The organism is Bacillus sp. PAMC26543 (assembly GCF_014250375.1).
GTDB classification, from domain to species: domain Bacteria; phylum Bacillota; class Bacilli; order Bacillales; family Bacillaceae; genus Bacillus; species Bacillus halotolerans.
The window spans coordinates 3,458,803-3,484,447 of the sequence record NZ_CP060193.1 but is presented as its reverse complement, the minus strand read 5'-3'; the positions used below and the strand labels follow the sequence as shown (position 1 = coordinate 3,484,447).

Genomic DNA, 25,645 nt, shown 5'->3' with positions numbered 1-25,645 from the left:
GCCATTTTTTAAAACCAAAAAAAGATAAAACTTATATATAATATAATCTACGTTTTTTGAAATAAGAAACTTTGAAGAAAAAAGAGTCTCGCACACTCTTTTTTCTTTATGATGAGAGAGTATGATTGGTTTACATAACTATGAATTTGGCTTGAACAATACGGTAATGGTTCGTTCATATTGAATGCGACAACTACTCTATCAACAATTATAACGCTAATGCTGTAATTATAATAGGATAATCTTCCATGGTTTATTTTAGCAGAGGGGATTTTTTTCGACTTTGTAACATTACTGTAAGGATATTGAAATAAAAAATCCCTGGTTGATCGTGTATAATTTTTCCTAGATGTTAACAAACAGGGGGACGAAATGTTGAAGAAAGTCATTTTAGCCGCTTTTATCTTAGTAGGAAGTACTTTGGGAGCTTTCAGTTTTTCAGCAGATGCCAGTGCAAAACATGTGAACGGAAATATTACTTGGTATAACGGAGTTGGGAAAAAAGGCTCTTCAGGTAAAAAACTTGGACATTGGGACTGTGCGACAAAGATCGGATTTGACGTACCTAGAAATGGGACAAAAATCAGAGCTTATGCTAAAGCGAAGCCTAAAAAGGTGATTACGGTTTATAAAAATGATGTTGGCAGAATGCCTCATGCAGTGCTGGATGTAAGCCCTAAAGCGTTTAAAGCGCTGGGATACCCATTAAGCAAAGGAAAAGTAGCGGGACATTACAGCTATTAATACATAGTTTAAATCTGTAAAGCAAGAAGTCGCATTCTTGCTTTTTCTATTGGTGGAGATAAGAGATGAAAAAAGGAATCGTTTTATTGGCAATCGTCGTTGTTTTGGCGGCAGCTGCGGGTTTTATGTTTTATTCTTTTAAAGATAAAGGCAGTGAGAGTGCCGCCGATGTTTCCGTGAACACGGAGAACAGTGAGAAGCTTCTGGTTTCGATTACCGATACCGATCTTCTGACGAAGTATTATGAAAATGATAAGGTGATCCACGAGGCGAAGCTGACCAGCTATCCGGCATTTGCCTTGGACCAAGAGCAGCAGGCGCTCTATTATACAAGCAATAACGATCAAAATGAGATGAGGCTTTTTAAGCTTGATCTTAAATCTGATAAGAAAACTATGCTTTATAAAGGTCCGGAAAGCGCGGACAGCTTGTTTTTATCAAAGGATCGCTCAAAAATCTATTTTCGTTTAGGGAAAGCGGACGAAAGCAATTTTCGTATCGCATCCTTTGATTTGAAAACGAAGAAGTATAAAAACCTGTATCCTGCCGCTAATGACCAGGATGACAGCGTCAGCAGCTTCTTTTATAACCAAAAAACAGATTCATTTGCATTGCTTCATTATTCTGTAGAAGAAGATTACAAAAAAACGGATGAAGCCAATGAGAAGGGAATCGATCCTGAACCGACAAAGATTCATTTTTCGGCCGGTAATGAAAGCGGCCTTCATGAGCTTAAGAGCCTGGAGCAGTTTATCAGTGATATTGCTGTTTCTGATGACGATAAACGTATTCTGTTTACGTCATATACACAAAAAGGAACGGAGCAAACGGCTTCTATTCAAATGCTGAATGCAGACACGAAAACCTATGAAAAAATCATTTCAAACCAGAAAACATTTAAGCTGTTAATTGACGCGCAGCCGCAGTTCTCCAAGGACGGAAAGAAGATTTATTTCCTTGCCGAAGCCAAGGGGGCTAAAAAGCTGAAGGACGAAACAGGGCGTGAAGCCAAGGTTCGGACAATTTATTCTTATGACCTTGATACGAAGACGTTCAAAAAAGTATGGGAAAATCCGAATGGCATCATCAACAGCTTTTCTGTCATCAACTGAAAAAATCACTCAGCAAATGCTGAGTGATTTTTTTAATGGACGAGGTGCAGGGCAAATGATCCGAGCCATTTAAAGAAACGGATGATCGGTATTGACCAATTCATAAGTTCCGCACATGAGTTAATAGCCAAATTCAACTTTTTGACTGAAGCTCGTTTCTTCAGGTCAGCCTGCTGTTGGTTTTTGATCACATCATCATCCCTAATATCCATATTATACCATAATAGAAAGTGAAAAAGCCCGAAACGTTTACAGTTTTGGGCTTCATTATCTCGGCCTCTCGTCAAATCGGGAGGCCGTGCTATTGGATATAAAATTCGTATCTCTGATCGAGGATTGTTTGCTGATAGAGACTGCTTTTAAAAAAGGGAAGAGCTAACTTGTTTTCGTTTGGCTGTTGTTTTGGAGATTCACTAATGAACGGATGCCGTCGACCATTTTACTTCCGCACAAAGGGCACAATGGCGTGTCACTGCTGGCGAAGTTTTTTCTGGTCCAGCCGTTGCAGTCTTCTTTTGTGCATTCCCAAGTACTCACATCTTCCTTTGGCAGCGGTTCTTGATTTCGTTTGTTATAGTAAGACATAAAGTCACTTCTTCCCTCATGTATTTTACTGCACATTTCTTATTGTCTCATACTTTGCCCTAATCTCCTAATTCCTTTTTCTTTATGACTTTCCAATCTGCTCATCTAAAAAGGACAGGAGCGTGCTGTTGAAAGCATCCGGTTCTTCTAAAAACGGGCAATGGCTGCTCTTCGAAAATGTAACGAGCTTTGCGTTTGGAATATGTTCACGCAGGTGTTCTCCGGCTTCTATTGAGAAAAATTTGCGGTCTTCTCCGAAGCATAACAATGTCGGCACATGAACGTTTTGAATGGTTTCGCGATAATCAGCTGCCGTTTGATTAAATAAAATCGTACTTGAAATGACTGTCGGCTGTTTCAGAATTTCGGCAAGCATCCATTCTGTTTCTGTTGATGCTGGCGGCTCTGCGAACATATTATTGATGAAGCTTTTGTAGAATGAAAGCGGCTCAGTTTGAATAGCGTGCATCGCTGTTTTCAAGCCGTCAAAGTCAAACGGGCCGTGTCCCCAGCCGTCCCATTGGTAGTCAGAAGCCGATTGATCGACGATAACAGCGGCTCGTATGTTATCATTCCCAAATTGATTGATATAATCCCATACCACAAAAGCGCCCATTGACCAGCCAACAAGGACGGCAGGCTCAAGCTCCATCGCGCACATAAATTCCTTGATATCACGGGCGTATTGGGAAATGGTGTGTCCATGAAGAACTTTGTCGGATTCGCCGTGCCCTCTAAGATCAAGACGAATACATTGATAATTGGCAGATAGCGCTGAAAGTTGTTTGTGGAAAAATTGCCCGCTCATAAGCACGCCGTGTATAAATAGGATCGGTGTCCCGCTCCCGTGAGTTTCGTAGTATAGGCGGGTCTGATCGTCTAATGTGATATATGGCATGTTTTCTCCTCCTTTAGTTTCCGTCATGTGAATGAATGGCTGATGAACTGATGATCACAGCTGTCGCGGCTGCCTGCTGTGCTTGGATGGCCGTTTCAATTGCTGTGTATAGGCCTGATTCCATCAGCAGATTTTTCTCCATATACTCGCTGAGATATAAGCTGACAGCAATTTTGAAGTTCATATCCTTTTCCCATTTAAATGCTTTTTCTTGGTTCAGCTCATGAGTGATGCCTAAAACGGTTTTGATGTCCGGATCTTCCAAGAATGTGAGAAGGGCGAGATCGGGATAATGAAAATCTTTTGGCTTTTTATGAGATTCAGTAATGGATTGAAAGATCAGTTTGCATTGGGAAACAAGGGTTTCAGGGTCTTTTTCACTTTGCAGGGCAAGAATATGGCTGACGTGTTGTAAGTATTGGCCTTTTTTAAAGCCGTTAGCGGACAGCAGCTGATAACATGTTTCTGCCTTGTTCAGCGCCCGCAAACTATTTTCGTTTTGGGCAAGCAATACGGCAAGCGGAACATTTTGAGTTGAAGTGAGGAAATAGTGATTTTTCTTCATCTGCTGATAAACAGAGAGCCCCATGTTCATCTGTTCTCTTTGGTTTATCGTTTCGGTCTTGCCGGTGAGCATGATCAGAGCGGAAAGGTACGTGAAAATATCCCGTTTATATCCAAGCTTCACCATTTGGCTGTACACATCGATGAAAGTAAGAAACGCTTGCTTCGCCTCATGCTGAAAATGAATATCCAGAATTGAAGCGACAGTAAAGCGGTGGTGAGAATTGAGTGTTGAGAAGCTGCCGATGTTTGATTTTATATAGCTGCTTAAATCATAAAAGCGCTGAAAATCAAAATCTCTTTTATTCACAATATATGCAGATGAGATGAGCATTAATATCTGATTATGAGCAACTTTCCATCTTAATTTTGATTTTAATTCGTCATAAATTGAAATGTATTGATTTGTTTTATCTTTGAGATCGTTTGCCAGCATAAAAAGCAGCTCCTTTCTTCGCTGTTTCTAAGTTATACGATTTATGGAAGAAAAAGTTTCATAGATAAAAAAACCTGCCTGCAGCAGGCAAGTTTTTTGGGCCTTATTTATGGGGGTCAATCACATCCATCGGTCTCATCATGTCATAGTCTTCATGCTCAAGAATGTGACAATGCCATACGTACCGCCCAGTGTACGGCCCGAATGTTACGGCGATTCTGAGAACTTCACCGGCGTGGGACTGAACCGTGTCTTTCCAGCCTTTTTCACTTGGTGGCGGCGGAACGGCGGGTCCGGTGTAGGCCAGTTCTCCGCGCTCTTCAAAACGGGCTGTATCAAATGGGCGCCGGTCCAATACACGGAAGGAGACCAAATGAAGATGGATCGGATGTGTTCCGCGAGTCGGGTTGATAATCGACCATATTTCGGTAGAACCGGCTTTCGGTGCTTCAGTGACAGGATCGTGCCAGCGTTTGTTGTTAAGAAGAAGGACGGGTCTGCCGTATTGGTCTTGAGTGCCTGCCAGCTTCAATGTTCGGAGGTTTTGTATTCTTTCGTGCTGTACCGAAGGGTAAGATGCCAGGTATTTTGGTTTTCTGCTTTCATCTTTTTGGGCTAACGGTTTTGTGACTCTGAATTGCATGATGTTTGCGTCTGTTTCCGGATTAACGTCACCGCCGCAGCCCTCGCTGTTTGCTAAAATGATCGATTGTCCTTCAAACGCGGCGAAGTCAATGAGAATATCAAAGCGCTCAGCCGGCGCAATACTGAAGGAGTTTAGCTTGACGGAACGCGGCAAAAGTCCGCCATCAGAACCGATCTGGATAAATTCTCCGCCATTATCAAGTGACAGGTTATATGTTCTCGTATTAGAGGCATTGATGACGCGGAAGCGGTATTTTCTCGGTTCGACCTCCATGTATGGCCATGCCTTCCCGTTGACGAGAATCGTATCTCCGCAAAAGGCTGGAACGATTGACGGATTAGGCAGTGACGGTGAAGGGTTTTCCGGTCCGCTCGGATAAAATAAAGAGCCATCTTCATTAATCGTACGGTCCGTGATCAAAAGCGGCACATCGTATTCACCTGATGGGAGCTTTAGGCGTTTTTCCTTTGGTTCATGGATGATATAAGCACCGATGAGCCCGGCATACACATTCAGCCTCGTGAGCGCCATAGCATGATCGTGATACCATAAAATAGCTCCGCGCTGCTGATTTGGATAATGGTAAACCTCTCGTTTAAAATAAGGGCCTGTTTGTTCAAAGTCTTTAGAAAACCAGGCCTCAGGATAACCGTCGCTGTCATCTGGAGTGACGCCGCCGTGTAAATGAACGACGGTTTTCACCTCGGGTTCGGCATGCTGGCTGTCACTGTGATGAATGGTGTGATCAATCGGAAGAAAATGCTCTGAAGGAAGGTTATTCATCCATTTCACATAAACGTTTTCATTTCTTTTGGCCTCAATGGTGGGACCGGGGAATAAACCGTTATAACCCCACAGACGGGTTGGAGGGAGATCGCGGTGAAGCTGATGATAGCATTCCTCCATGGTTACTTCGTAGTATGTGCTTTCTTTTGACTGCTGTACCGGCTTTAGTGTATCTGGGATTGGGAGAGCATCCGCAAATTTTTCAAGTGTCATTTTCATCTGTCCTTATCTAAATATTCCCTAATTGGTACTATAGTTAATGACATTAAGGACGTGAAGGTGACAAAAAAATCCTGCCGTTAAGGCAGGATATCGGGCTGCTGCTGAGTGACCGGTTTGGCTGATGCTTTTTCAGTCACCTTGCGTTTTCTGAACACAAGATAAGAAAGCAATACAATGCCTGTGATAAAGCCTGTCAGCAGCAGTTCATCTCTCATAGATTCAATAAATGCCATGGATACTAAAATACCGCAGATGGCAATAATGGCCAGGTAGGTTAAGAACGGGAAGAACCACATCTTGATTTTCAATGCTTCCGGGTTTGTTTTTTCGAGGCTTTTTCTCATTCTCAGCTGGGAAACAGCGATAACAAGATAAACGAGCAGGGCGATTGCGCCTGATGAGTTGACTAAAAATAAAAAGACGGTGTCAGGTGAAAAGTAATTCATTACGACCGCGATATAAGAGAAAAATGTTCCGGCGACAATTGCTTGTACGGGAACTCCTTTTTTGCTCAGTTTCATAAAGCGGCGCGGCGCTTCGTTTCTTTCTGCGAGTGAATACAGCATTCTGGATGTGGTGTACAAACCTGAATTCAGGCAAGAAAGTACAGCTGTGAGGACGATAAAGTTCATAATTTGCGCGGCTGCCGGCACTCCAATATGTTCGAGAACAGCGACGAAAGGGCTTTCTAAAATGTTCGCTGAGTTCCATGGCAGAAGCGCAACGACAACGGCGATTGAACCAACGTAAAAGACAATGATGCGCCATACAACGGATCGGGTCGCTTTTGTTACAGATTGGACCGGGTTTGATGTTTCACCGGCAGCAATCGCAACAATTTCCGTTCCCATAAAGGAGAAGATCACGACAACAATTCCGAGCAATACAGAGCCTATGCCTTCCGGGAAAAATCCGCCTTGGCCCGTAATATTTGCGAAACCGACTGGATCACTGCCTGGGGCGAAGCCAAAAATAAATGCAAAACCAACGATTAAGAATGCGATGATTGTAACAACTTTAATGAGGGAGAACCAATATTCAAACTCACCAAATGATTTAACAGAGTAGATGTTTGTCAGTGTGAGTAAAATCGTCAAAATTAAGCTCGTCATCCACAGCGGAATATCGTGGAACCAGTATTGGATAATGCCTGCTCCCGCGATTGCTTCAATAGCGATAACAATAACCCAGAAAAACCAGTAGAGCCAGCCGATTGCAAATCCTGCCCACGGTCCGATAGCGTCATGAGCGTATTGGGAGAATGATCCGCTTGTCGGGTTTACAGCCGACATTTCACCAAGCATTCGCATGATAAAGATGACCAATAATCCGGCTAATGCATAAGAGACAATGGCACCGGGCCCGGTCGAGTGAATGACTGAACCGCTGCCAACAAATAATCCGGCTCCGATGACGCCGGCGATAGAAATCATCGTCATATGTCGGGTCTTTAATTCTTTTTTTAATCCTGATTGAGACTGGTTCATATGTTACCTCCTTGAAAATTAGAGTTGTTACTGAATATTATGATAATTGAAACTGTAACATAAATATACATTTTGTCGAAAATTTATGTCAGAAAATATAACAGTTTATTTCAAATTTGTAGGGTTTTGTTTGCTGTTTTTGGAGTGAATATGTTCGAAATAAAAGAAAAAATTTTCCGTCAATTATCCGTTTTTTTTTGATTTGTTATATTTTTGAAAAAGTGTTGGATGGCTAGAAGTATTGGTATCATTGGATTTGAAACACTTTTTACAAATGAAAATAATTTGTATTGGGTAAAAAATGTTCTATCGTCACTATTTTTCTGTGGTGAGTGAATCATGTTTCTATAGACCCACTGCGGGTCAGCTTTGTATCATAATGATAGGAAAACATGAGCGGAGAGGAGGTTTTTTATGGAGAGATATGATGAACTGAAAAAGGGAGAATCCGGGGCGCTGGTCAGTATTGCCGCGTATCTTGTGCTGTCCGCGATTAAGCTGATCATCGGCTATGTATTTCACTCGGAAGCTCTTACGGCAGACGGGCTAAATAACACAACAGACATTATTGCTTCTGTTGCTGTGCTGATCGGTCTCCGCATCTCTCAAAAGCCTCCTGACGAAGATCATCCATACGGCCACTTTCGGGCGGAAACAATTGCATCACTTATCGCATCGTTTATTATGATGGTTGTCGGCCTGCAAGTGCTTTTCAGCGCCGGTGAATCTATTTTTTCTGTGAAAGAAGAAACACCGGATATGATTGCGGCTTGGACGGCTGCAGGCGGGGCAGTCATGATGCTGATTGTCTATCAGTACAACAAAAGGCTTGCCAAAAAGGTGAACAGCCAAGCGCTGCTTGCGGCGGCGGCTGATAATAAATCGGACGCATTCGTCAGTGTCGGCACGTTTATCGGTATTTTGGCCGCGCAATTCCATCTTGCATGGATTGATACGGTGACTGCATTTGTCATCGGCCTTCTCATTTGCAAAACGGCATGGGATATTTTTAAGGAATCATCGCATTCATTGACTGATGGCTTTGACGTAAAGGACATGTCCGATTATAAACAGACGATCGAAAAAATCTCCGGTGTCAGCCGGTTAAAAGACATCAAGGCGAGATATTTGGGCAGCTCTGTGCACGTAGATGTAGTGGTTGAAGTGTCATCAGAGTTAAATATTACAGAAAGCCATGATATTGCGAATGAAATTGAGCGGAGAATGAAGGAGGAGCATGCGATTGATTATTCGCATGTTCATATGGAGCCTTTGCAAAACAAATAACTGGGTAATGAGAGCTTCCTGTCATGGGAGGCTTTTTTGTTTGAATGCTCTGTATGTATTGGCAGTAATTTGCTAGAATCGTTTTTTTATACAGGTCGTTTTTTGTGGTAAAGTTAGGTTACTATATGATGATTTTTGTAGATGACTAGGAGGAAGAGAATGTCATACCAAGAAGACCTGCATCCTTTGCTGGGAAAAGCAGTTGAACATATTGATAAAGTAATGGTTGGAAAACGGGACATCGCAAAACTCAGCTTAGCAGCTATTCTTGCCAAAGGACATGTGCTGCTTGAGGATGTGCCGGGCGTAGGGAAAACGATGATGGTTCGCGCTCTGGCGAAATCGATCGGCGCAGATTTTAAACGAATTCAATTCACACCGGATTTGCTGCCCTCCGATGTAACGGGTGTTTCTATTTATAATGCGAAAACAATGGAGTTCGAATACCGGCCGGGCCCGATTATGGGGAATATCGTGCTGGCTGACGAAATCAACCGAACATCCCCTAAAACACAGTCTGCCTTGCTTGAAGCGATGGAAGAGGGAAGCGTCACGGTAGATGGCAACACAATGCCGCTTGCCGCTCCATTTTTTGTTATGGCAACGCAAAACCCTGTGGAATATGAAGGGACATATCCTTTGCCGGAAGCCCAGCTTGACCGTTTTTTATTTAAACTTCGCATGGGCTATCCGTCCTTTGAAGAGGAATTGGATGTCTTATCTCTTCAGGAAAAAAGCCATCCGATTGAGACACTCGAGCCTGTGATTTCAAAAGAAGATTTCATCCGCCTGCAGAGAGAAGTGCAGGATGTCCGTGCTGATGACAGCATGAAGGAATATATTGTCGAAATCGTGCAAAAGACGAGACAGCATGCCTCTGTTCACTTAGGCGTCAGTCCGCGCGGATCCATCGCTCTTATGAAAGCGGCCCAGGCATTTGCGCTGCTTCATGACCGCGATTATGTCATTCCGGATGATATTCAATATCTTGCCCCTTATACACTGCCGCACCGGATGCTCCTGCAGCCGGAAGCAAAATTTGAAGGGATCCAGGCAGAAACAATCATACGGGAGATCATGTCTGGCGTGAAAGTTCCGGTTCAAAGGTCGTCGGTCCGCTGATGAAAAAGAAATTTCAATGGTTGATGTACGGGTGGAAACTGCTCGTATTAACGTTATTGACGGGTGCTGTTTTCTCTTATGCAATGTTTCAGGGCGGCTTTGTCAGCTGGTTTTTGTTTTATGCATGTCTCCCTTTTGTTGTATACGCCGGGCTGCTGGCGATGTACCCGCTCCGCTCCTTTCAGGTGTCGCGGCATATCGTCAAAACGCAATTGCATGCGGGAGACAGGCTGGAAGCTTCGATTACGCTTAAAAGAAAACTGCCGTTTCCCCTGATGTATATGGTAATTGAAGATTGTCTGCCGTCAGGGTTAGAGCCATTAAACGGAGATGAAGCTTTGGCCAAACAGCTGGTATTCCCGTGGTTCAAACGGAGCATCACGATGTCATATCAAATAACGCCAGTACCGCGTGGAGAGCATCATTTTCATGCCGTCAGGGTGCGGACCGGGGATGTCCTCGGACTGATTGAAAAAACGGCGTTTTATGGGGCAGACGATGCGGTGTTTGTTTACCCGTTCTTTCAGCCTCTTCAATATCAGCTGAATGAGCGATATCAGGAAGATGGCGTAAGCGGGGCATCACCTGTTCATCAGCACCATTCTTCTGTCGCAGCGAGTGTAAGGAACTATCAGCCGGGTGACCGTTTTGCGGCGTTAGACTGGAAGACTTCGGCGAGACGGAGCCAGCTGATGACGAAGGAATTTGAACCGTCGAGAAGCAAAAACCTGTTTCTTCTGATGGACCGTTTTAGCTCTGACGCATTCGAAGAGGTCGTTTCCGTGACAGCTTCGATTCTTCATTCTGTTTTGAAAAATGGCGCAGGAGCAGGTCTGGCTTCAGTCGGAAAGGAAAGGTCCATTTTTCCGATTCAGGAGGGAGAGCGGCATTTTAAACACATGCTCCATCACTTAGCCGTTTGTGATTGTGATGCTGCTGACCGCGTAAGCCGTTTTGCGGCTGAGGAGCTTGGGAAGCCGTCTGTTCGCCAGGCTGATAAAGTGATTGTCACGGGACAGATCACGGAGGATTTGATGAAAACGTCAGAAGCAGGGATCGGTCCGGTTACCATTATACTGGCAAAAGAGAAAGACGCCGATCTTTCCCAAGGTGAGCATATGATGATCGAACGCATGCTGAAACACCAAATCAGAGTTCAAATCATGAGAGGCGGCCGAGCTTCGCGTGTTGTTTAGAAAGAGAGGTGACGGTGTACATGCCGCTTGATGACCAGAAGGGAAGCCGTTTGAGCTTGCTGTTATTTTATTTTCTGGCTTTTTTATTGCTGTGGGAGTGGCTCAGGCCGCTGGACCATTTTACAGACACGAAGCATACAGGCTCTTTTATTGTCTTTATCGGCTTGACGTTTCTGCTGACTTTTTTCAGGATGAGGTGGTTTGTCACCGTTCCTTTTTGTGTCTTATTTACATTCATTTCGATACACATTCTGTTTTACCAAGGGTCTATTTTTGACTTAAGCTGGGTCAGCTCTTTTTTACAGGATGTCTATTTGAATATCACGTTTATTCAGACAGGACAATGGGATAATATGATTCCTTCTTTTCGGACCCTGCTGTTTTTTGTGCTGCTGTGGCTGCTGGTCTATCTCCTTCATTACTGGGTGATTTACCAGAGGAGGATCTTATTTTTCTTTATGATGACAGTGGCGTATATTACGATTCTTGATACATTTACGCCTTATGACGCCGCTTACGCTGTTATCCGTATCGTGCTGATTGGCTTCTTTATGCTGGGCCTTCTGTATTTGGAACGCATTAAGCTGATGGAACGAATAACGTTACCGAAAGCGGCTGTTCTGAAATGGTTTCTCCCCCTGTCTGTGCTGATTTTGGCCGCGGTGGGATTTGGGCTTGCCGCGCCGAAATCAGATCCGAATTGGCCGGATCCCGTTCCTTTTCTCAAAAAAGTCACCAATCATGATCGTGTGCCGGCAGGAGAAAGCAAAATCGGATACGGGAATCACGATGAATCGCTTGGCGGTCCGTTTCAGCAGGACGCTACCCCTGTTTTCACGTGGCAGGGAAAAGAGCGCACATATTTCCGCGTGGAAACAAAGGATACGTATACGGGAAAAGGCTGGATTGAAACAGACACGGGCATGTCGTATCAGCTTAGCGGAGGCAACGTTGAAAATCTGTGGTTTGATCATAAGGTTTCCACAGAGCGGAACACTGTACGTGTGAAGGTCGATGAGCATTATGGATATAACCATGTAATGTATCCGATTGGTGCGCAAAATATTAAGCCTAAGCAGGCTGTCTCGCTTGAAATGAACGGGAACACTGAACAAATTTCTCCGATCAGTGAGCAGGCCGGTGATATTCGGAACATGGGCAGTTATACAGTGACGTACAACTCCCCGGTCTATAAACAGGATGAGCTGAAAAAGGTGAAAGTGAGACAAAACAGTGAGGAGTACACATTCAGCGACCGCTATATGCAGCTGCCGGATACTCTGCCTGAGCGGGTGAGAACGCTAGCGATCAAGCTGACTCAGGATCACGATAATATGTTTGATAAGGTCAAAGCTGTTGAGGACTATTTAGGATCAAACGAGTTCACCTATGAAACAGAAAACGTCACCATCCCTAAAGATGATGAAGATTATGTGGATCAATTTCTGTTTGAAACAAAGATGGGCTATTGTGATAACTTTTCGTCCTCGATGGTGGTGCTCCTGCGTTCGGCCGGCATTCCGGCACGCTGGGTAAAAGGATATACGTCTGGTGAATATAAAGAAGCGGGGAACAAAAACGGCAGCATCTATGAAGTGACAAATAACAACGCCCATTCCTGGGTAGAGGTGTATTTTCCAGAGCAGGGATGGGTCACTTTTGAGCCGACAAAAGGGTTCACAAATCCGGCTGAGTTTGCTTCCTCCGATACAAAGGATTCCGGCAGCGAAAGCAGCAGTTCGCCTGAGAAAGCAAAAGAGGAACAGAAAGAAAAGAGAAAACAGCCGGAGAAAGAGCAAAAACAAAAGGAAAAACGTGAGCCTGCCGTTTCTAAAAAAACGCCGTCTGCGCATGCAAGTGTTAGTACAGGCTGGTATGTCGCCATTGCTGCGGTACTTTTGGCAGCGGTGTTGCTGTATGTATTCCGTTCGTTATGGCTGCCTGTTTTCACAGTGAGAAAATTGAAGCGCCGCAGCGATCAGCATGTGTTTTTTGAGGCATACGGCGCGCTTCTGAAACAGATGAAAAGAAGAGGCTTGCCCAAACGTGACAGCGAAACGCTGCGGGAATATGCAAAACGAATTGACGAAACATATCATTCTGAAGACATGTTAAAGCTGACAGCAAACTATGAGCGGGCGCTGTACAGAAATGATGATGCGGCAAAGCTTTGGAATGATTCCAGAGAGTTATGGGAAAATTTAATTAAAAGAAGATGGTCTTGACCGCTTATCGACGTGTTGTTAGAATTAGTGAATATTATCGGAGTCTGGGAGCGAGTTGCCTGACTCCGGCAAACGGCCTTGCCAAAAGAGGGCGGAGCGTGTTTCATATCTGTCCTCGTTTTTTTCTGTGTCAAAAAACTTAGAGGAGATTAGGTGACAACCATGACAAAGTTAGTGAATGAAATGATTCTTGTCCTTGATTTCGGCAGTCAGTACAATCAGCTGATTACACGCCGCATCCGTGAATTTGGTGTATATAGTGAGCTGCATCCCCATACATTGACGGCTGAAGAAATTAAAGAAATGAATCCAAAAGGAATTATTTTATCCGGCGGTCCGAACAGTGTATATGATGAAGGCTCTTTCCGCTGTGACGAGAAAATCTTCGAATTAGATGTTCCTGTATTGGGAATTTGCTACGGCATGCAGCTGATGACTCATTACCTTGGTGGTAAAGTAGAAGCTGCCAGCCAGCGTGAATACGGTAAAGCGAACATCCACATCGAAGGAACACCTGATTTGTTCAAAGATCTTCCGAATGAACAAGTGGTTTGGATGAGCCACGGTGACTTGGTTGTAGAAGTGCCTGAAGGTTTCACTGTTGATGCGACAAGCCATCACTGCCCGAACTCAGCGATGAGCAAAGCGGATAAAAAATGGTACGGTGTTCAGTTCCATCCGGAAGTGCGCCATTCTGAATACGGCAATGACCTTCTGAAAAACTTTGTATTCGGCGTTTGCGAATGCGAAGGCAAATGGTCAATGGAGAACTTTATCGAAATCGAAATGCAAAAAATCCGTGAAACGGTCGGAGACAAGCAGGTTCTATGTGCGCTTAGCGGCGGCGTTGATTCTTCTGTTGTTGCTGTTTTGATTCATAAAGCGATCGGCGACCAGCTGACTTGTATCTTTGTAGACCATGGCCTGCTCCGTAAAGGCGAGGCTGAAGGTGTTATGAAAACATTCAGCGAAGGCTTTAACATGAACGTGATTAAAGTAGACGCAAAAGACAGATTCTTAAATAAACTGAAAGGCGTTTCTGATCCTGAGCAAAAACGCAAAATCATCGGTAATGAATTCATTTATGTGTTCGACGATGAAGCGGACAAGCTCAAAGGCATCGACTACCTTGCACAAGGAACGCTTTACACTGATATCATCGAGAGCGGTACTGCAACGGCGCAAACGATCAAATCTCACCATAATGTCGGCGGGCTTCCTGAAGACATGCAGTTTGAACTGATCGAGCCGTTAAACACGCTCTTCAAAGACGAAGTGCGCGCGCTTGGCACAGAGCTCGGCATTCCGGATGAAATCGTATGGCGCCAGCCTTTCCCAGGACCGGGCCTCGGCATCCGCGTTCTTGGCGAAGTAACAGAAGAAAAACTGGAAATCGTTCGTGAATCAGATGCCATTTTGCGTGAAGAAGTAGCAAATCACGGGTTAGAGCGTGATATCTGGCAATACTTCACTGTTCTTCCTGACATCCGCAGCGTTGGTGTTATGGGTGACGCGAGAACATATGATTACACAATCGGAATTCGCGCCGTTACTTCAATTGACGGCATGACTTCTGACTGGGCGCGTATCCCATGGGATGTGCTTGAAGTGATTTCTACACGTATCGTAAATGAAGTGAAGCACATTAACCGCGTGGTGTACGATATTACAAGTAAGCCGCCTGCGACGATTGAGTGGGAATAAGTAAATACCTAAGAAAAACGTCCCTTTATAGGGACTGACCCCTGTTTTTGAGACAGGGATCAAAACACCTTTTATACAGCCAATTGCCGATAGCTTATCGGTGATTGGCTGTTTAGTTTCGTTTGAATACGAACTGTTGTTATAATAATAAATGTATTCTTTGACAGTGCGTTCTACGATGGCGGTCGTGGTTCGATCAATGCTGTTAAGATAGAACGTTTCAGACTTTAGTGAGGAATGAAACGATTCGATGGAGGCATTATCAGCGGGCGTCCCTTTGCGGGACATGCTCATGGTAATGCCTTTTGTTTTAACAGCTTTCTGATACTCATAAGATGTATACACAGATCCTTGGTCACTATGTAACACGCAGTTCTGAGGCAGTGTTGGCAGTTGATCAAGTGTGTTTAAGACAAAGTCTGTGTCCTGCTTATCTCCAATCGTGAAAGCAATTACTTCTCCATTGTATACATCCAATATACTGGAAAGGTACAATTGTTTCTGTCCATAAGGCAAATACGTGATATCCGTTACTAGTTTTTCAAGAGGATGATCGGACTGAAAGTTCCGATTCAATATGTTATCGACCACGGCATATGGCTGCCCATTCTTCTTGCGTTTTTTCACCTTAACCCGGCACTGCCACTGATTTTTCTGCATGATACGCTGAACCGTTTTATGGTTAATACGCATTCCCTTTTTTAATATAGCTGTAATTTTTCGATATCCATATCGATACTTGTGCTCTCGGCACAACGTGCCGATTTGTTTTTCCAAATGGCGCTTGGGATGATCTTTCATCAGGTTCTTCTTCCAACGATAATAAGACGCTCGTGAGATACCTAAATGAACACAGATATTCTGTACGGTCATTGTGCCGTGCAATACTTCTACAAGTTCGACTGACGTTTGGCTATCAACTTCCTTTCCAATTCGTTGTACTTTTTTAAAACTTCATTTTGTTGTCTCAGATAACGGTTCTCTGCCTGCAGTTTCTCTAATTCGGAAGAATACTCCGGACCTTTTCCGTAAGTGTATTGCTTACCAACAGGCTGTTCAAATCGATGTGTATCCCCAGCTTTATGCCATCTAACCCATGTCTGAACCTGCGTCTTATTCTTGATATTCAATTCCTGCATGATCTCTTTCATAGGCACGCCTGCCAATCTCATTTCTCCAGCCTTCTGTTTGACTTCAATCGGATAACTCATTCTTGTTCCCATACAAAAAACACCTCCAAGTCTTATTTCGGATAACAACTATCCGTTTTCAAATTTGAAGGTGTTTTTTATTTGTCTCATCTTATGGGGTCAGTCCCATAAAAGGGGCGTTTTTTTGTTAACTTTTTGAAACCGTTTTGGCAGTTCTTATATCTAACAACATAGGAGGTGGATAAGGTGAAGGAAGAAAGATTGATTACAAAGGCGAGAAAAGGAAATACTCGAGCCTTTGAAAAGCTTATGCTGGCACATCAGGAGACTCTATATAAAACAGCCTATCTCTATTTAAGAAATAAAGAAGATGCACTTGATGCTGTACAGGAAACGGCTTATAAAGCTTTTATAGGTATAGAAAAACTAAAAGAGCCAAAGTACTTTTTAACGTGGCTCACCCGAATTCTTATTAATTCAATTTTTGCAATGAAGAAAAAGAAGGGAGAATTGGTTCCGTTTGAAAGCCATCATGACACTGGCACGGACCAAAGGAATATTGAAGAATATATAGACTTGCGCAATGCGCTGGATACACTTGATGAACATGTTCAGTTAACAATTCAGCTCTATTATTTTCAAGATTATTCGATTTCAATGATAGCTGAACAAACAGGAATGGCAGAAGGCACAATTAAAACACATTTACATAGAGCAAGAAAATCACTAAAACAGGAGCTGGAAAAGGAGGATAAAAAAATATGGAAAAACACCAAGTAAAGCAGTTGTATGATGACATAGAAGTGCCAAAGAAAGCACTCAAAAAAGCAATACATCAAGCTGTCGTTCGTGCTGAAAATGAAAGTAACACAAAGCGCCGTTTTAAATGGGGACGAACCATTACAAATGGAATGGCTGTTGCTGCTGTGGTAGGTATACTGTATTTAACGTCCGGTCTTTTTCTGCCTTCTGTAAACAAAGCGATGGGAAGCATACCCATTGTCGGCCAAATTTATAAGGAGTTTCAAGATAAAGTTGGCCTATCATTGTTTAAAAGCAATTTGGTCACAAATCTGAATGAAAAAGCGGAGTCGCGAGGCATTACTATATCTGTGAACAGTTCATACTACGATGCCGGACAGCTTGTCTATAACTTTACTGTTGATAACCTCCAGTCTGATGAAAAAGAGCTCAGCTATAATGTGAGCAAAGCGAGTTTTAACGATAATTTTTCAATCGACTTTGATTCCTTAATGCTCAAAAAATTAAATAACAAACAATACGCTGGTCAATTAAGGCTTTATACAAAAGGAGCCGAAATAAAAAATGGGGATACCACGCCTTTTGTGATTACTCATATCAATGAAATACAGGGGAATTGGAGTTTCAAACTGCCTATTACCAAAAAGAATGCGAGTTATTTAGAAAGCTCAAAAGTGGTATCAGTGCATCACAATCGTTATCAATTTTCCAATATTCAAGTAGAGAACGGAAAGCTCGGTTCTGTCCTTCAATTTACAATAGATTATCAAGGCATAGCAAAGCATGATACGGTTGAAATTAACGAAGTCAAAGATGATTTAGGAAACACATATGAGATGACATCGTCAAACATCGAACTTGGAGACCGCAAAAAAGTAAACGAGAGAACGGTAAGAGCAAAAGGACAAACACTGCTAGAATCACCAATCAATTCAAAAGCGAAAAAGCTAACATTAATAGCAAACATTAAATCTGAGGCAGAGGTCAGTGAAATCGTCCCGCTAAATGCAGAGATGCCATTTCATGTTTCAGAAACAAACCATCAAAACATAGGGATTGAAATCAATAACATTAACCAAAAAGGGAGGAAAGTAATGGTTCATTACCGCTTCACTGGAATTGATACCTCAAGCATGAATGAAAATGATTTAGTGAATATAGGTGAAACGATTGGCCTTGGTGATACGAAAAAAATGCAATCTTGGCCTGATCCAGTGGGTGATTATGAAGAAGGTTATTATTTGAAAACAAATATAGCTAAAGTGAAAAATATGAACACAGCCGAAATGGTATCTACTTTTGAACTGGATGATGATTATAATGATAAGCTGTCTTTAAAGCATTTTGAGTTTAGTGAGTACGGTCTGTATATTGATAACGGCGTTTTAAATCACCTGATTCAACTAAAGCCATTCTCGTTTACTGTACCAGTGCATCAAGTGAGTCAGCCTGCCGAAAAAAATAATCAAAAGTTGAAAAGCCGTATGTAGTCATGCATACGGTTTTTATCTTTGTTGCCCATTAGTCAATAGACGAATAAACCAATTTTTTTAATAAGTAATGTTCGTTATTTATATTGTCATTTCAAATTGAAGTTGGTACAATAGACTCAGAAATCAAATAAGATGAATTCGTATAATCGCGGGGATATGGCTCGCAAGTTTCTACCAAGCTACCGTAAATGGCTTGACTACGTAAACATTTCTTTCGTTTGATATAAATAAAACAGGTTTATTTATTCAAACTGAAATCCGTCTGTAGTCAAGCGTCCCAAAATGTATTGGGGCGTTTTTTATTTGGCGATTTCAGGGCAGGATAAATAGCAAAGAGTGAAGGGAGTCATATAGCTTGAAAAAGTTTTTTCAGTTTGATGAGCTGGGTACCAGCTATCGCAACGAAATCATCGGCGGATTAACGACCTTTTTATCCATGGCGTATATCCTGTTCGTCAATCCGATTACGCTTGCTTTGGAAAGTGTAAAAGATTTTCCGGAAGCATTGAGAATAGATCAAGGCGCGGTCTTTACGGCGACAGCTTTGGCGTCTGCAGCAGGCTGTATCTTAATGGGATTGATTGCGAGATATCCGATTGCCATTGCGCCCGGTATGGGGCTGAACGCGTTTTTTGCGTTTTCTGTCGTTCTCGGTATGGGGATTTCCTGGCAGGCCGCTTTGTCTGGTGTTTTCATTTCAGGACTGATCTTTGTTGCTCTTTCTTTAACAGGTTTTCGTGAAAAAATCATTAACGCTATTCCGCCTGAGCTGAAATTGGCAGTCGGAGCGGGGATTGGCCTATTTATTACATTTGTCGGCTTGCAGGGCTCAGGAATCATTGCATCGAATCCTTCAACCCTTGTCACAATCGGAAACATTCACAGCGGTCCTGTGCTGTTAACGATTTTCGGTGTCATCGTAACGGTTATTTTGATGGTGCTTCGCGTAAACGCTGGCGTGTTTATCGGGATGCTGTTAACGGCGATTGCCGGGATGATTTTCGGTTTGGTTCCGGTTCCGTCTCAAATCGTCGGAAGTGTGCCGAGCCTTGAATCGACCTTTGGACAAGCTTGGATTCACTTGCCGGATATTTTCTCTGTGCAAATGCTGATCGTCATTTTAACATTCTTGTTTGTCGGATTTTTTGATACGGCTGGTACACTGGTTGCTGTGGCAACACAGGCTGGTTTAATGAAGGAAAACAAATTGCCGCGTGCGGGCCGTGCGCTTTTAGCTGACTCAACTTCCATCGTTATCGGCTCCGTGCTTGGGACGTCTACAACAACGTCTTATGTGGAATCAAGCTCGGGTGTTGCTGCGGGCGCTCGTTCCGGATTTGCGGCAATTGTAACTGGGTTTCTCTTTTTACTCGCTATGTTTTTCTCGCCGCTTCTATCAGTCGTTACGTCAAATGTAACAGCTCCGGCACTGATCATTGTCGGTGCACTAATGGTAGCGCCGCTTGGCAAAATCGCTTGGGATAAGTTCGAAGTGGCGGTTCCCGCTTTCCTTACAATGATCATGATGCCGCTAACGTACAGCATTGCGACTGGGATTGCGATCGGATTTATTTTCTACCCGATTACAATGGTGTGCAAAGGTAAAGCCAAAGAGGTTCATCCGATCATGTACGGACTGTTTGTTGTATTTATTCTTTACTTTATTTTCTTGAAATAATGAATGAAAACCAGCTGCGATGTTGCGGCTGGTTTTTTATTTTGTTGCGAAAGGCAAAACCATTTCATATCATATACCGTCATGTAGATGTGCCGCCATTGTTTACTTAAATGGAAATGACTTGACTGTTCAGGAAGGCTTCGGTACCTTATATAAGTGTTTTATTTTCTTACTGAATGGTATTCCGCCGTATATTTTTGATAGGAGTTGCTAACATGACGGAAGAAAGAAAAGAAACGTTTGAAGAAGAAGTTAACCAGAATGAAGGAATAGATGAAGAGCCGCTTTCGCGGATGTCCAGAAAAGCCAGCCGCCAAAGCAAGCAAAAGCAGAAACAAAAGCAGAAACAACATAAGGAACGCGTAGAATCGTCTGTGAAAGAAAAGCTATCCTCTGTTTGGGCAGCCATTAACAGATATTGCGGCTTTGCTTTTTCAATATTAAAGTCTCCGGCGAAAACTGTTGTGGCAGATGGTTTCTCTCATTATAAATATGGTCTTATTTCAATGCTCATATTCAGTATCGTTTTTTCAATCGGAAACTGGTTTCAGTTAAAGGCGAGCTGGAACAGGCCGCTTGGTTTTGGAGAGCGCCATCACGCGTTTTATGACGGATTTTTTGTTGTTCTTGTGTATATGCTCGTCTTTTTTGCTGTTATGGTCTTCTCCATATGGGCCGTGTCTCGGTATATGATGAAGCAAAAGGTATCATTCAAGGAAGCTGCGGCTGGTTTTGGCTCATTGCTTGTTCCGGTGATCGCCGTTTCAATCATTTGGATGATATTTGCGATCGTGAATGTACCGATGCTGACTGTCCTTTTTACAGTGTTAATGCTGTTTTCGATCTTCTTTATGATGGCGTTATATGTACAGCGTCTGTATCAGGCGGCAAGCGAGGCACCGATTGACTATATCTATTGTGTGTTTGCTGTTTTAGCCGTTGCGCTGCTGTTTGCGGCAGTGACTTGGCCGTTTATTTCTGAATATTTTACGGCATCGCTTATCCCGCTTTAATGTAAAAAAACCGGCTGAAAAGGCCGGTTTTTTTGATGTCACAGTTTTTACAAATATATCTAAAAAACACAGTTGAATTGTAGGATTAATCCGTGTATGATGAGGAAAATGCGGTGGAGGATGATGGACATGGCCCATTTACTTCGTCAGGCGATTTATCAAAAGAAGGAATTTTTAAAAACCAAATTAATGCTCTCAGAATTTTATCGCGGAAGAGGGGAACAGCTCGCTGATTATACGCTGAGTGAACTTGAGAAAGAATATGAGTCCCTTCGGAAAATGAAAAAAGAGATGTGACAATAGATAAAGAAAAATGAGTCTGCTGAAAAGCAGGCTTTTTTGTTTGGATTTTGAAAAGGACAGAAAGAGGGTAAACTATTGCTGAGTGATGAAGAGAGTGTGTCGAAAAATTTTGCCTGCGATGACGGCCATAGCTGATTGTAAAGGGTTCATTTCTCTAGTAGAATATGAATGCTTTACGTAAGTTGAATGAGTAAGGAGGTTTTATAAAATGATGCAAACCTTATTATCAAACGGATTAGCAATGGTTCTCATTATTCTGATTATCAATGTTGTTTATGTATCATTTTTTACGATAAGAATGATTTTAACACTGAAAGGCCAGCGGTATTTAGCGGCCGGAATCAGCACCATTGAAATTCTGGTTTATGTGACAGGGCTGAGCCTTGTGCTTGATAACTTAGACCAGATTCAAAACGTGATTGCGTACGCACTCGGCTATGGTTTGGGCGTTATTGTCGGCATGAAAATCGAAGAAAAACTGGCGCTTGGCTATATTATGGTCAATGTGATTACAAAAGAGCTTGACCTCGATCTTCCTAGGCAGCTTCGTGAAAAAGGCTACGGCGTAACGAATTGGGTGGCCGGCGGGCTTGAAGGCGACCGCACGGCCCTGCAGATTTTGACGCCGAGAAGATATGAGCTGCAGCTGTATGATACGATTAAAACGCTTGATTCGAAAGCTTTTATTATTGCGTATGAACCAAAAACGATCCACGGCGGCTTCTGGGTCAAAGCGGTGAAGAAGAGGAGAATTAAAGAATAATGGCAAAGCCGAAGAAGAAAAAGTTTGAAGTGACAGAACAGCAAACGATAGAAGCAGTGCTTCAGCAAATGAAAGAAGAAGGATATATGCCTGTACGTCGAATGGAAGAACCGATTTTCAAGGAAAAGATGGAAAATGGGTCAATTCAGATCGTTCCGTGCGGAAAAAAAATCGTATTTGAAGGGAAATTGATCTAAAACACGAACATTAGAAGAATGAATTTTTGTATCGTTCGATAATATCGTTGACATTATCCAAGTCCGTTGTTAAGATAAACATGAAATCAAAACACGACCTCATATAATCTTGGGAATATGGCCCATAAGTTTCTACCCGGCAACCGTAAATTGCCGGACTATGCAGGAAAGTGATCGATAAAACTGACATGGATATATCGCAGAAGCGAACGACTGCCGATACATGCACCATGCCCGGTTTGTATTGCTTCCTCATAAGACAATACAAAGCCGGGTATTTTTTATTTTCTGAAAACTAAAGCATTAGAAGGTGGGAACAGAATGCAGCCGCTAGTAGGAATCATCATGGGAAGCACTTCCGATTGGGAGACAATGAAAAACGCATGCGACATACTTGAAGAACTTGAAGTGCCGTACGAAAAGAAGGTGGTTTCCGCTCACCGGACGCCTGATTTCATGTTTGAGTACGCTGAAACAGCCAGAGAAAGAGGCATCAAGGTCATTATCGCCGGTGCTGGAGGAGCGGCGCACCTGCCGGGGATGACAGCTGCTAAAACGACGCTGCCGGTCATCGGTGTTCCGGTTCAATCCAAGGCGCTGAACGGACTCGATTCACTTCTTTCCATCGTGCAAATGCCTGGAGGCGTGCCGGTTGCCACAACAGCCATCGGAAAAGCGGGCGCTGTGAACGCAGGTCTGTTAGCGGCGCAAATTTTGTCAGCTTTTGACGAGGATCTGGCCAGAAAGTTAGATGAAAGAAGAGAAAATACAAAACAAACAGTGTTAGAAAGCAGTGATCAGCTTGTCTAATCAAATCATCTATCCGGGAGCCGTCATCGGCATTATCGGCGGCGGACAGCTTGGAAAAATGATGGCTGTCTCCGCAAAACAAATGGGGTATAAAGTCGCGGTCGTCGATCCGGTAAAAGACTCGCCGTGCGGGCAGGTGGCGGATATTGAAATCACCGCTTCATACAACGACCGCGAAGCGATTCGGAAATTGGCTGAGATCAGCGATATTATCACGTATGAGTTTGAAAACATCGATTATGATGCGCTGCATTGGCTGAAAGATCATGCGTATCTCCCGCAAGGAAGTGAGCTGCTGCTCATTACCCAAAACCGTGAAACAGAGAAAAAAGCGATTCAATCCGCAGGCTGTGAAGTTGCACCTTACCGCATCGTCAAAACAAAGGATGAGCTGAAAGAGGCGGTTCAGTCGCTGGGGCTTCCCGCAGTGCTGAAAACATGCCGCGGCGGATATGACGGCAAAGGCCAATTTGTCATCAAGGAAACGTCACAAATAGAAGAGGCTTCAGCTCTTTTAGAGCACGGAACCTGCATTCTCGAAAGCTGGGTTTCTTTTAAAATGGAACTGTCCGTGATTGTTGTCAGATCGGTAAACGGAGAAATTTCGACGTTCCCGGCCGCAGAAAACATTCACCACAATAATATTCTGTTCCAAAGCATCGTGCCTGCACGGGTTGAAGAAAGGATTCAGGAAAAGGCTGATGAGCTGGCCGTTAAGCTCGCAGATGAGCTGAACCTTGTCGGACCGCTTGCTGTTGAAATGTTCCTGACAGAGGGCGATGAGCTTTTGGTTAATGAACTGGCGCCAAGACCGCACAATTCAGGACATTACACGCTGGATCTTTGCGAAACAAGCCAGTTTGAACAGCATATCAGAGCGGTCTGCGGCCTTCCGCTTGGAAAAACGGAGCTGCTGAAGCCTGGCATGATGGTGAATCTTCTCGGCGATGAAGTGAAGATCCCAGAGGAAGAGCCAGAGCTTTTAAAAGAAGCAAAGCTTTATGTATACGGAAAACATGAAATCAAAAAAGGCCGCAAAATGGGGCATATTACTTTTATGAAGCAGCCTGAAGACGAATGGATTCAGGAGATCACAAATAAATGGAGAAATAGAGACGGAGGACAAGCAGAATGATCGAACGTTATTCAAGACCTGAAATGTCCGCGATTTGGACGGATGAAAACAGATTTCAAGCATGGTTAGAGGTTGAAATTCTTGCCTGTGAAGCGTGGGCGGAGCTTGGCGTTATTCCAAAAGAAGACGTAAAGCTGATGCGCGAAAATGCGTCATTTGATATCAACCGCATATTAGAAATCGAACAGGACACGCGCCATGACGTAGTTGCTTTTACGCGCGCTGTATCCGAATCACTGGGCGAAGAAAGAAAATGGGTGCATTACGGCTTAACGTCAACTGACGTCGTAGATACCGCTCTTTCTTACTTATTAAAACAGGCAAATGACATTCTGCTCAAGGACCTTGAGAGATTTGTTGACATTATAAAAGAAAAAGCGAAAGAACATAAATACACCGTCATGATGGGCCGTACACACGGCGTACACGCAGAGCCTACAACATTTGGTTTAAAACTGGCGCTTTGGCACGAAGAAATGAAACGCAACCTGGAACGCTTTAAACAAGCGAAGGAAGGCATCGAGGTTGGTAAGATTTCCGGTGCTGTCGGCACATATGCGAACATTGAGCCGTTTGTAGAGCAGTATGTTTGTGAGAAACTTGGCCTGAAAGCCGCACCGATTTCAACACAAACGCTTCAGCGTGACCGCCATGCTGATTATATGGCGACACTTGCTTTGATTGCGACAAGCATTGAGAAATTCGCGGTTGAAATTCGCGGACTGCAAAAGAGTGAAACACGCGAGGTCGAGGAATTTTTTGCGAAAGGGCAAAAAGGTTCATCAGCTATGCCGCATAAACGGAATCCGATCGGTTCTGAAAACATGACAGGTATAGCGCGTGTCATTCGCGGCTACATGATGACAGCTTACGAAAATGTTCCATTATGGCATGAGCGCGATATTTCTCATTCTTCAGCGGAGCGGATTATTCTTCCGGATGCGACAATTGGGCTGAATTACATGCTGAACCGCTTCTCCAACATCGTGAAGAACTTAACGGTCTTCCCGGAAAACATGAAGCGCAACATGGACCGCACATTGGGGCTGATCTACTCTCAGCGCGTGCTGCTGGCATTGATTGACACAGGCCTGACTCGTGAAGAAGCTTATGACACAGTGCAGCCGAAAGCAATGGAGGCATGGGAAAAGCAAGTACCGTTCCGTGAGCTTGTGGAAGCGGAAGAGAAAATCACTTCCCGTCTTTCTCCGGAAAAAATTGCTGACTGCTTTGATTATCATTACCATCTGAAAAATGTGGATCTGATCTTTGAACGTTTAGGTTTAGCATAGAAGAAGCTTTTAGGCGGCTTCTTCCCTGCTGCCT

General features: G+C 43.4%; 23 protein-coding genes, 1 pseudogene and 2 riboswitches. Of the genes and pseudogenes, 17 read left to right on the top strand and 7 right to left on the bottom strand.

From position 1 onward, the window contains the following. The first annotated feature begins 372 nt into the window (after positions 1-372). Together walM and H7F27_RS17550 are read left to right on the top strand one after the other, a co-directional pair. On the top strand, positions 373-744 hold the full coding sequence (walM, locus tag H7F27_RS17555; RefSeq protein ID WP_081638245.1) for a cell wall metabolism protein WalM: 372 nt from the start codon (positions 373-375) through the stop codon (positions 742-744). A 65-nt stretch (positions 745-809) separates the two neighbouring features. Further along, positions 810-1,856, top strand: coding sequence for a PD40 domain-containing protein (locus tag H7F27_RS17550; protein ID WP_101861365.1), 1,047 nt, complete (start codon positions 810-812; stop codon positions 1,854-1,856). Positions 1,857-1,888: 32 nt separating this feature from the next. On the opposite strand, the gene H7F27_RS17545 is transcribed toward H7F27_RS17550, so the two are convergent. The 6 genes from H7F27_RS17545 to gabP form a co-directional block, all read right to left on the bottom strand. Further along, the gene (locus tag H7F27_RS17545) at positions 1,889-2,047 is read right to left on the bottom strand and encodes a hypothetical protein (RefSeq protein WP_038954158.1); all 159 of its coding nucleotides are present in this window, start codon (positions 2,045-2,047) and stop codon (positions 1,889-1,891) included. 184 nt (positions 2,048-2,231) lie between these two features. Continuing rightward, positions 2,232-2,441 (bottom strand): cold-shock protein, encoded by a 210-nt coding sequence (locus tag H7F27_RS17540; protein WP_003234008.1) that lies wholly within the window; start codon positions 2,439-2,441, stop codon positions 2,232-2,234. Between the two features lie 82 nt (positions 2,442-2,523). Beyond that, positions 2,524-3,339: an alpha/beta fold hydrolase gene (locus H7F27_RS17535; RefSeq protein ID WP_024120426.1), complete on the bottom strand. Its 816-nt coding sequence runs from the start codon at positions 3,337-3,339 to the stop codon at positions 2,524-2,526. 13 nt (positions 3,340-3,352) lie between these two features. Continuing rightward, positions 3,353-4,339 carry a DUF4003 family protein gene (locus tag H7F27_RS17530; protein WP_185848223.1) on the bottom strand — a complete coding sequence of 329 codons (987 nt, stop codon included), beginning with the start codon at positions 4,337-4,339 and terminating at the stop codon, positions 3,353-3,355. Between the two features lie 103 nt (positions 4,340-4,442). Beyond that, positions 4,443-5,984, bottom strand: coding sequence for an outer spore coat copper-dependent laccase CotA (cotA, locus tag H7F27_RS17525; RefSeq protein WP_185848222.1), 1,542 nt, complete (start codon positions 5,982-5,984; stop codon positions 4,443-4,445). A gap of 86 nt (positions 5,985-6,070) precedes the next feature. Further along, entirely contained in the window at positions 6,071-7,480 is a 1,410-nt protein-coding gene (gene gabP, locus H7F27_RS17520; protein ID WP_185848221.1) for a GABA permease, read from the bottom strand. Positions 7,481-7,894: 414 nt separating this feature from the next. On the opposite strand from gabP, the gene mneS reads away from it, so the two are divergent. The 5 genes from mneS to guaA all read left to right on the top strand — a co-directional run bounded on the left by mneS (position 7,895) and on the right by guaA (position 15,014). Next, on the top strand, positions 7,895-8,767 hold the full coding sequence (gene mneS / locus H7F27_RS17515) for a manganese transporter MneS (RefSeq protein ID WP_024120430.1): 873 nt from the start codon (positions 7,895-7,897) through the stop codon (positions 8,765-8,767). A 159-nt stretch (positions 8,768-8,926) separates the two neighbouring features. Continuing rightward, positions 8,927-9,889, top strand: coding sequence for an AAA family ATPase (locus tag H7F27_RS17510; RefSeq protein WP_024120431.1), 963 nt, complete (start codon positions 8,927-8,929; stop codon positions 9,887-9,889). Next, entirely contained in the window at positions 9,889-11,085 is a 1,197-nt protein-coding gene (locus H7F27_RS17505) for a DUF58 domain-containing protein (protein WP_101861360.1), read from the top strand. Before H7F27_RS17510 ends, H7F27_RS17505 begins: the two co-directional genes overlap by 1 nt. Before the next feature lie 20 nt (positions 11,086-11,105). After that, a complete protein-coding gene (locus H7F27_RS17500) occupies positions 11,106-13,310 on the top strand; it encodes a DUF4129 domain-containing transglutaminase family protein (RefSeq protein WP_185848220.1) in 2,205 nt (734 codons plus the stop codon). Between the two features lie 162 nt (positions 13,311-13,472). Continuing rightward, positions 13,473-15,014, top strand: coding sequence for a glutamine-hydrolyzing GMP synthase (gene guaA, locus H7F27_RS17495; RefSeq protein WP_010333236.1), 1,542 nt, complete (start codon positions 13,473-13,475; stop codon positions 15,012-15,014). A gap of 71 nt (positions 15,015-15,085) precedes the next feature. Here the strand turns inward: guaA and H7F27_RS17490 are convergent. Next, positions 15,086-16,237, bottom strand: a pseudogene (locus H7F27_RS17490) (IS3 family transposase). Between the two features lie 174 nt (positions 16,238-16,411). Here H7F27_RS17490 and H7F27_RS17485 point away from each other — a divergent pair. The 10 genes from H7F27_RS17485 to purB all read left to right on the top strand — a co-directional run bounded on the left by H7F27_RS17485 (position 16,412) and on the right by purB (position 25,611). Continuing rightward, positions 16,412-16,945 (top strand): sigma-70 family RNA polymerase sigma factor, encoded by a 534-nt coding sequence (locus H7F27_RS17485; RefSeq protein ID WP_010787821.1) that lies wholly within the window; start codon positions 16,412-16,414, stop codon positions 16,943-16,945. Then, positions 16,927-18,417, top strand: a complete 1,491-nt coding sequence (locus H7F27_RS17480; protein WP_185848219.1) for a DUF4179 domain-containing protein — start codon at positions 16,927-16,929, stop codon at positions 18,415-18,417. Before H7F27_RS17485 ends, H7F27_RS17480 begins: the two co-directional genes overlap by 19 nt. Positions 18,418-18,538: 121 nt before the next feature. Beyond that, positions 18,539-18,640, top strand: a riboswitch (purine riboswitch). 135 nt (positions 18,641-18,775) lie between these two features. After that, complete coding sequence (pbuG, locus tag H7F27_RS17475) at positions 18,776-20,098, top strand: hypoxanthine/guanine permease PbuG (RefSeq protein WP_024120435.1); 1,323 nt, start codon at positions 18,776-18,778, stop codon at positions 20,096-20,098. A gap of 215 nt (positions 20,099-20,313) precedes the next feature. Then, positions 20,314-21,111, top strand: a complete 798-nt coding sequence (locus H7F27_RS17470) for a hypothetical protein (RefSeq protein ID WP_024120436.1) — start codon at positions 20,314-20,316, stop codon at positions 21,109-21,111. 129 nt (positions 21,112-21,240) lie between these two features. Beyond that, positions 21,241-21,408 carry a Fur-regulated basic protein FbpA gene (locus tag H7F27_RS17465; protein WP_010333239.1) on the top strand — a complete coding sequence of 56 codons (168 nt, stop codon included), beginning with the start codon at positions 21,241-21,243 and terminating at the stop codon, positions 21,406-21,408. Positions 21,409-21,622: 214 nt separating this feature from the next. Beyond that, a complete protein-coding gene (locus H7F27_RS17460) occupies positions 21,623-22,177 on the top strand; it encodes a DUF2179 domain-containing protein (protein WP_024120437.1) in 555 nt (184 codons plus the stop codon). Continuing rightward, positions 22,177-22,374: an NETI motif-containing protein gene (locus H7F27_RS17455; RefSeq protein ID WP_044152785.1), complete on the top strand. Its 198-nt coding sequence runs from the start codon at positions 22,177-22,179 to the stop codon at positions 22,372-22,374. Before H7F27_RS17460 ends, H7F27_RS17455 begins: the two co-directional genes overlap by 1 nt. A gap of 79 nt (positions 22,375-22,453) precedes the next feature. Next, a riboswitch (purine riboswitch) is annotated at positions 22,454-22,555 on the top strand. 140 nt (positions 22,556-22,695) lie between these two features. After that, positions 22,696-23,184, top strand: a complete 489-nt coding sequence (gene purE, locus H7F27_RS17450) for a 5-(carboxyamino)imidazole ribonucleotide mutase (protein ID WP_024120439.1) — start codon at positions 22,696-22,698, stop codon at positions 23,182-23,184. Continuing rightward, complete coding sequence (gene purK, locus H7F27_RS17445) at positions 23,177-24,319, top strand: 5-(carboxyamino)imidazole ribonucleotide synthase (protein WP_185848218.1); 1,143 nt, start codon at positions 23,177-23,179, stop codon at positions 24,317-24,319. The genes purE and purK overlap by 8 nt, the downstream gene beginning before the upstream one ends. Further along, positions 24,316-25,611, top strand: coding sequence for an adenylosuccinate lyase (purB, locus tag H7F27_RS17440; RefSeq protein WP_024120441.1), 1,296 nt, complete (start codon positions 24,316-24,318; stop codon positions 25,609-25,611). Before purK ends, purB begins: the two co-directional genes overlap by 4 nt. The last annotated feature ends 34 nt before the right edge of the window (positions 25,612-25,645 follow it).

What these genes read in the sequence shown, in the direction of transcription:
- H7F27_RS17535 (WP_024120426.1), bottom strand. Translation starts at nt 3,339, where the DNA reads ATGCCATATATCACATTAGACGATCAGACCCGCCTATACTACGAAACT.
- gabP (WP_185848221.1), bottom strand. Translation starts at nt 7,480, where the DNA reads ATGAACCAGTCTCAATCAGGATTAAAAAAAGAATTAAAGACCCGACAT.
- H7F27_RS17530 (WP_185848223.1), bottom strand. Translation starts at nt 4,339, where the DNA reads ATGCTGGCAAACGATCTCAAAGATAAAACAAATCAATACATTTCAATT.
- H7F27_RS17470 (WP_024120436.1), top strand. Translation starts at nt 20,314, where the DNA reads ATGACGGAAGAAAGAAAAGAAACGTTTGAAGAAGAAGTTAACCAGAAT.
- H7F27_RS17500 (WP_185848220.1), top strand. Translation starts at nt 11,106, where the DNA reads ATGCCGCTTGATGACCAGAAGGGAAGCCGTTTGAGCTTGCTGTTATTT.
- H7F27_RS17550 (WP_101861365.1), top strand. Translation starts at nt 810, where the DNA reads ATGAAAAAAGGAATCGTTTTATTGGCAATCGTCGTTGTTTTGGCGGCA.
- H7F27_RS17480 (WP_185848219.1), top strand. Translation starts at nt 16,927, where the DNA reads ATGGAAAAACACCAAGTAAAGCAGTTGTATGATGACATAGAAGTGCCA.
- H7F27_RS17510 (WP_024120431.1), top strand. Translation starts at nt 8,927, where the DNA reads ATGTCATACCAAGAAGACCTGCATCCTTTGCTGGGAAAAGCAGTTGAA.
- H7F27_RS17460 (WP_024120437.1), top strand. Translation starts at nt 21,623, where the DNA reads ATGATGCAAACCTTATTATCAAACGGATTAGCAATGGTTCTCATTATT.
- H7F27_RS17465 (WP_010333239.1), top strand. Translation starts at nt 21,241, where the DNA reads ATGGCCCATTTACTTCGTCAGGCGATTTATCAAAAGAAGGAATTTTTA.
- mneS (WP_024120430.1), top strand. Translation starts at nt 7,895, where the DNA reads ATGGAGAGATATGATGAACTGAAAAAGGGAGAATCCGGGGCGCTGGTC.
- H7F27_RS17455 (WP_044152785.1), top strand. Translation starts at nt 22,177, where the DNA reads ATGGCAAAGCCGAAGAAGAAAAAGTTTGAAGTGACAGAACAGCAAACG.
- cotA (WP_185848222.1), bottom strand. Translation starts at nt 5,984, where the DNA reads ATGACACTTGAAAAATTTGCGGATGCTCTCCCAATCCCAGATACACTA.
- walM (WP_081638245.1), top strand. Translation starts at nt 373, where the DNA reads ATGTTGAAGAAAGTCATTTTAGCCGCTTTTATCTTAGTAGGAAGTACT.
- H7F27_RS17505 (WP_101861360.1), top strand. Translation starts at nt 9,889, where the DNA reads ATGAAAAAGAAATTTCAATGGTTGATGTACGGGTGGAAACTGCTCGTA.
- purB (WP_024120441.1), top strand. Translation starts at nt 24,316, where the DNA reads ATGATCGAACGTTATTCAAGACCTGAAATGTCCGCGATTTGGACGGAT.
- purE (WP_024120439.1), top strand. Translation starts at nt 22,696, where the DNA reads ATGCAGCCGCTAGTAGGAATCATCATGGGAAGCACTTCCGATTGGGAG.
- H7F27_RS17540 (WP_003234008.1), bottom strand. Translation starts at nt 2,441, where the DNA reads ATGTCTTACTATAACAAACGAAATCAAGAACCGCTGCCAAAGGAAGAT.
- guaA (WP_010333236.1), top strand. Translation starts at nt 13,473, where the DNA reads ATGACAAAGTTAGTGAATGAAATGATTCTTGTCCTTGATTTCGGCAGT.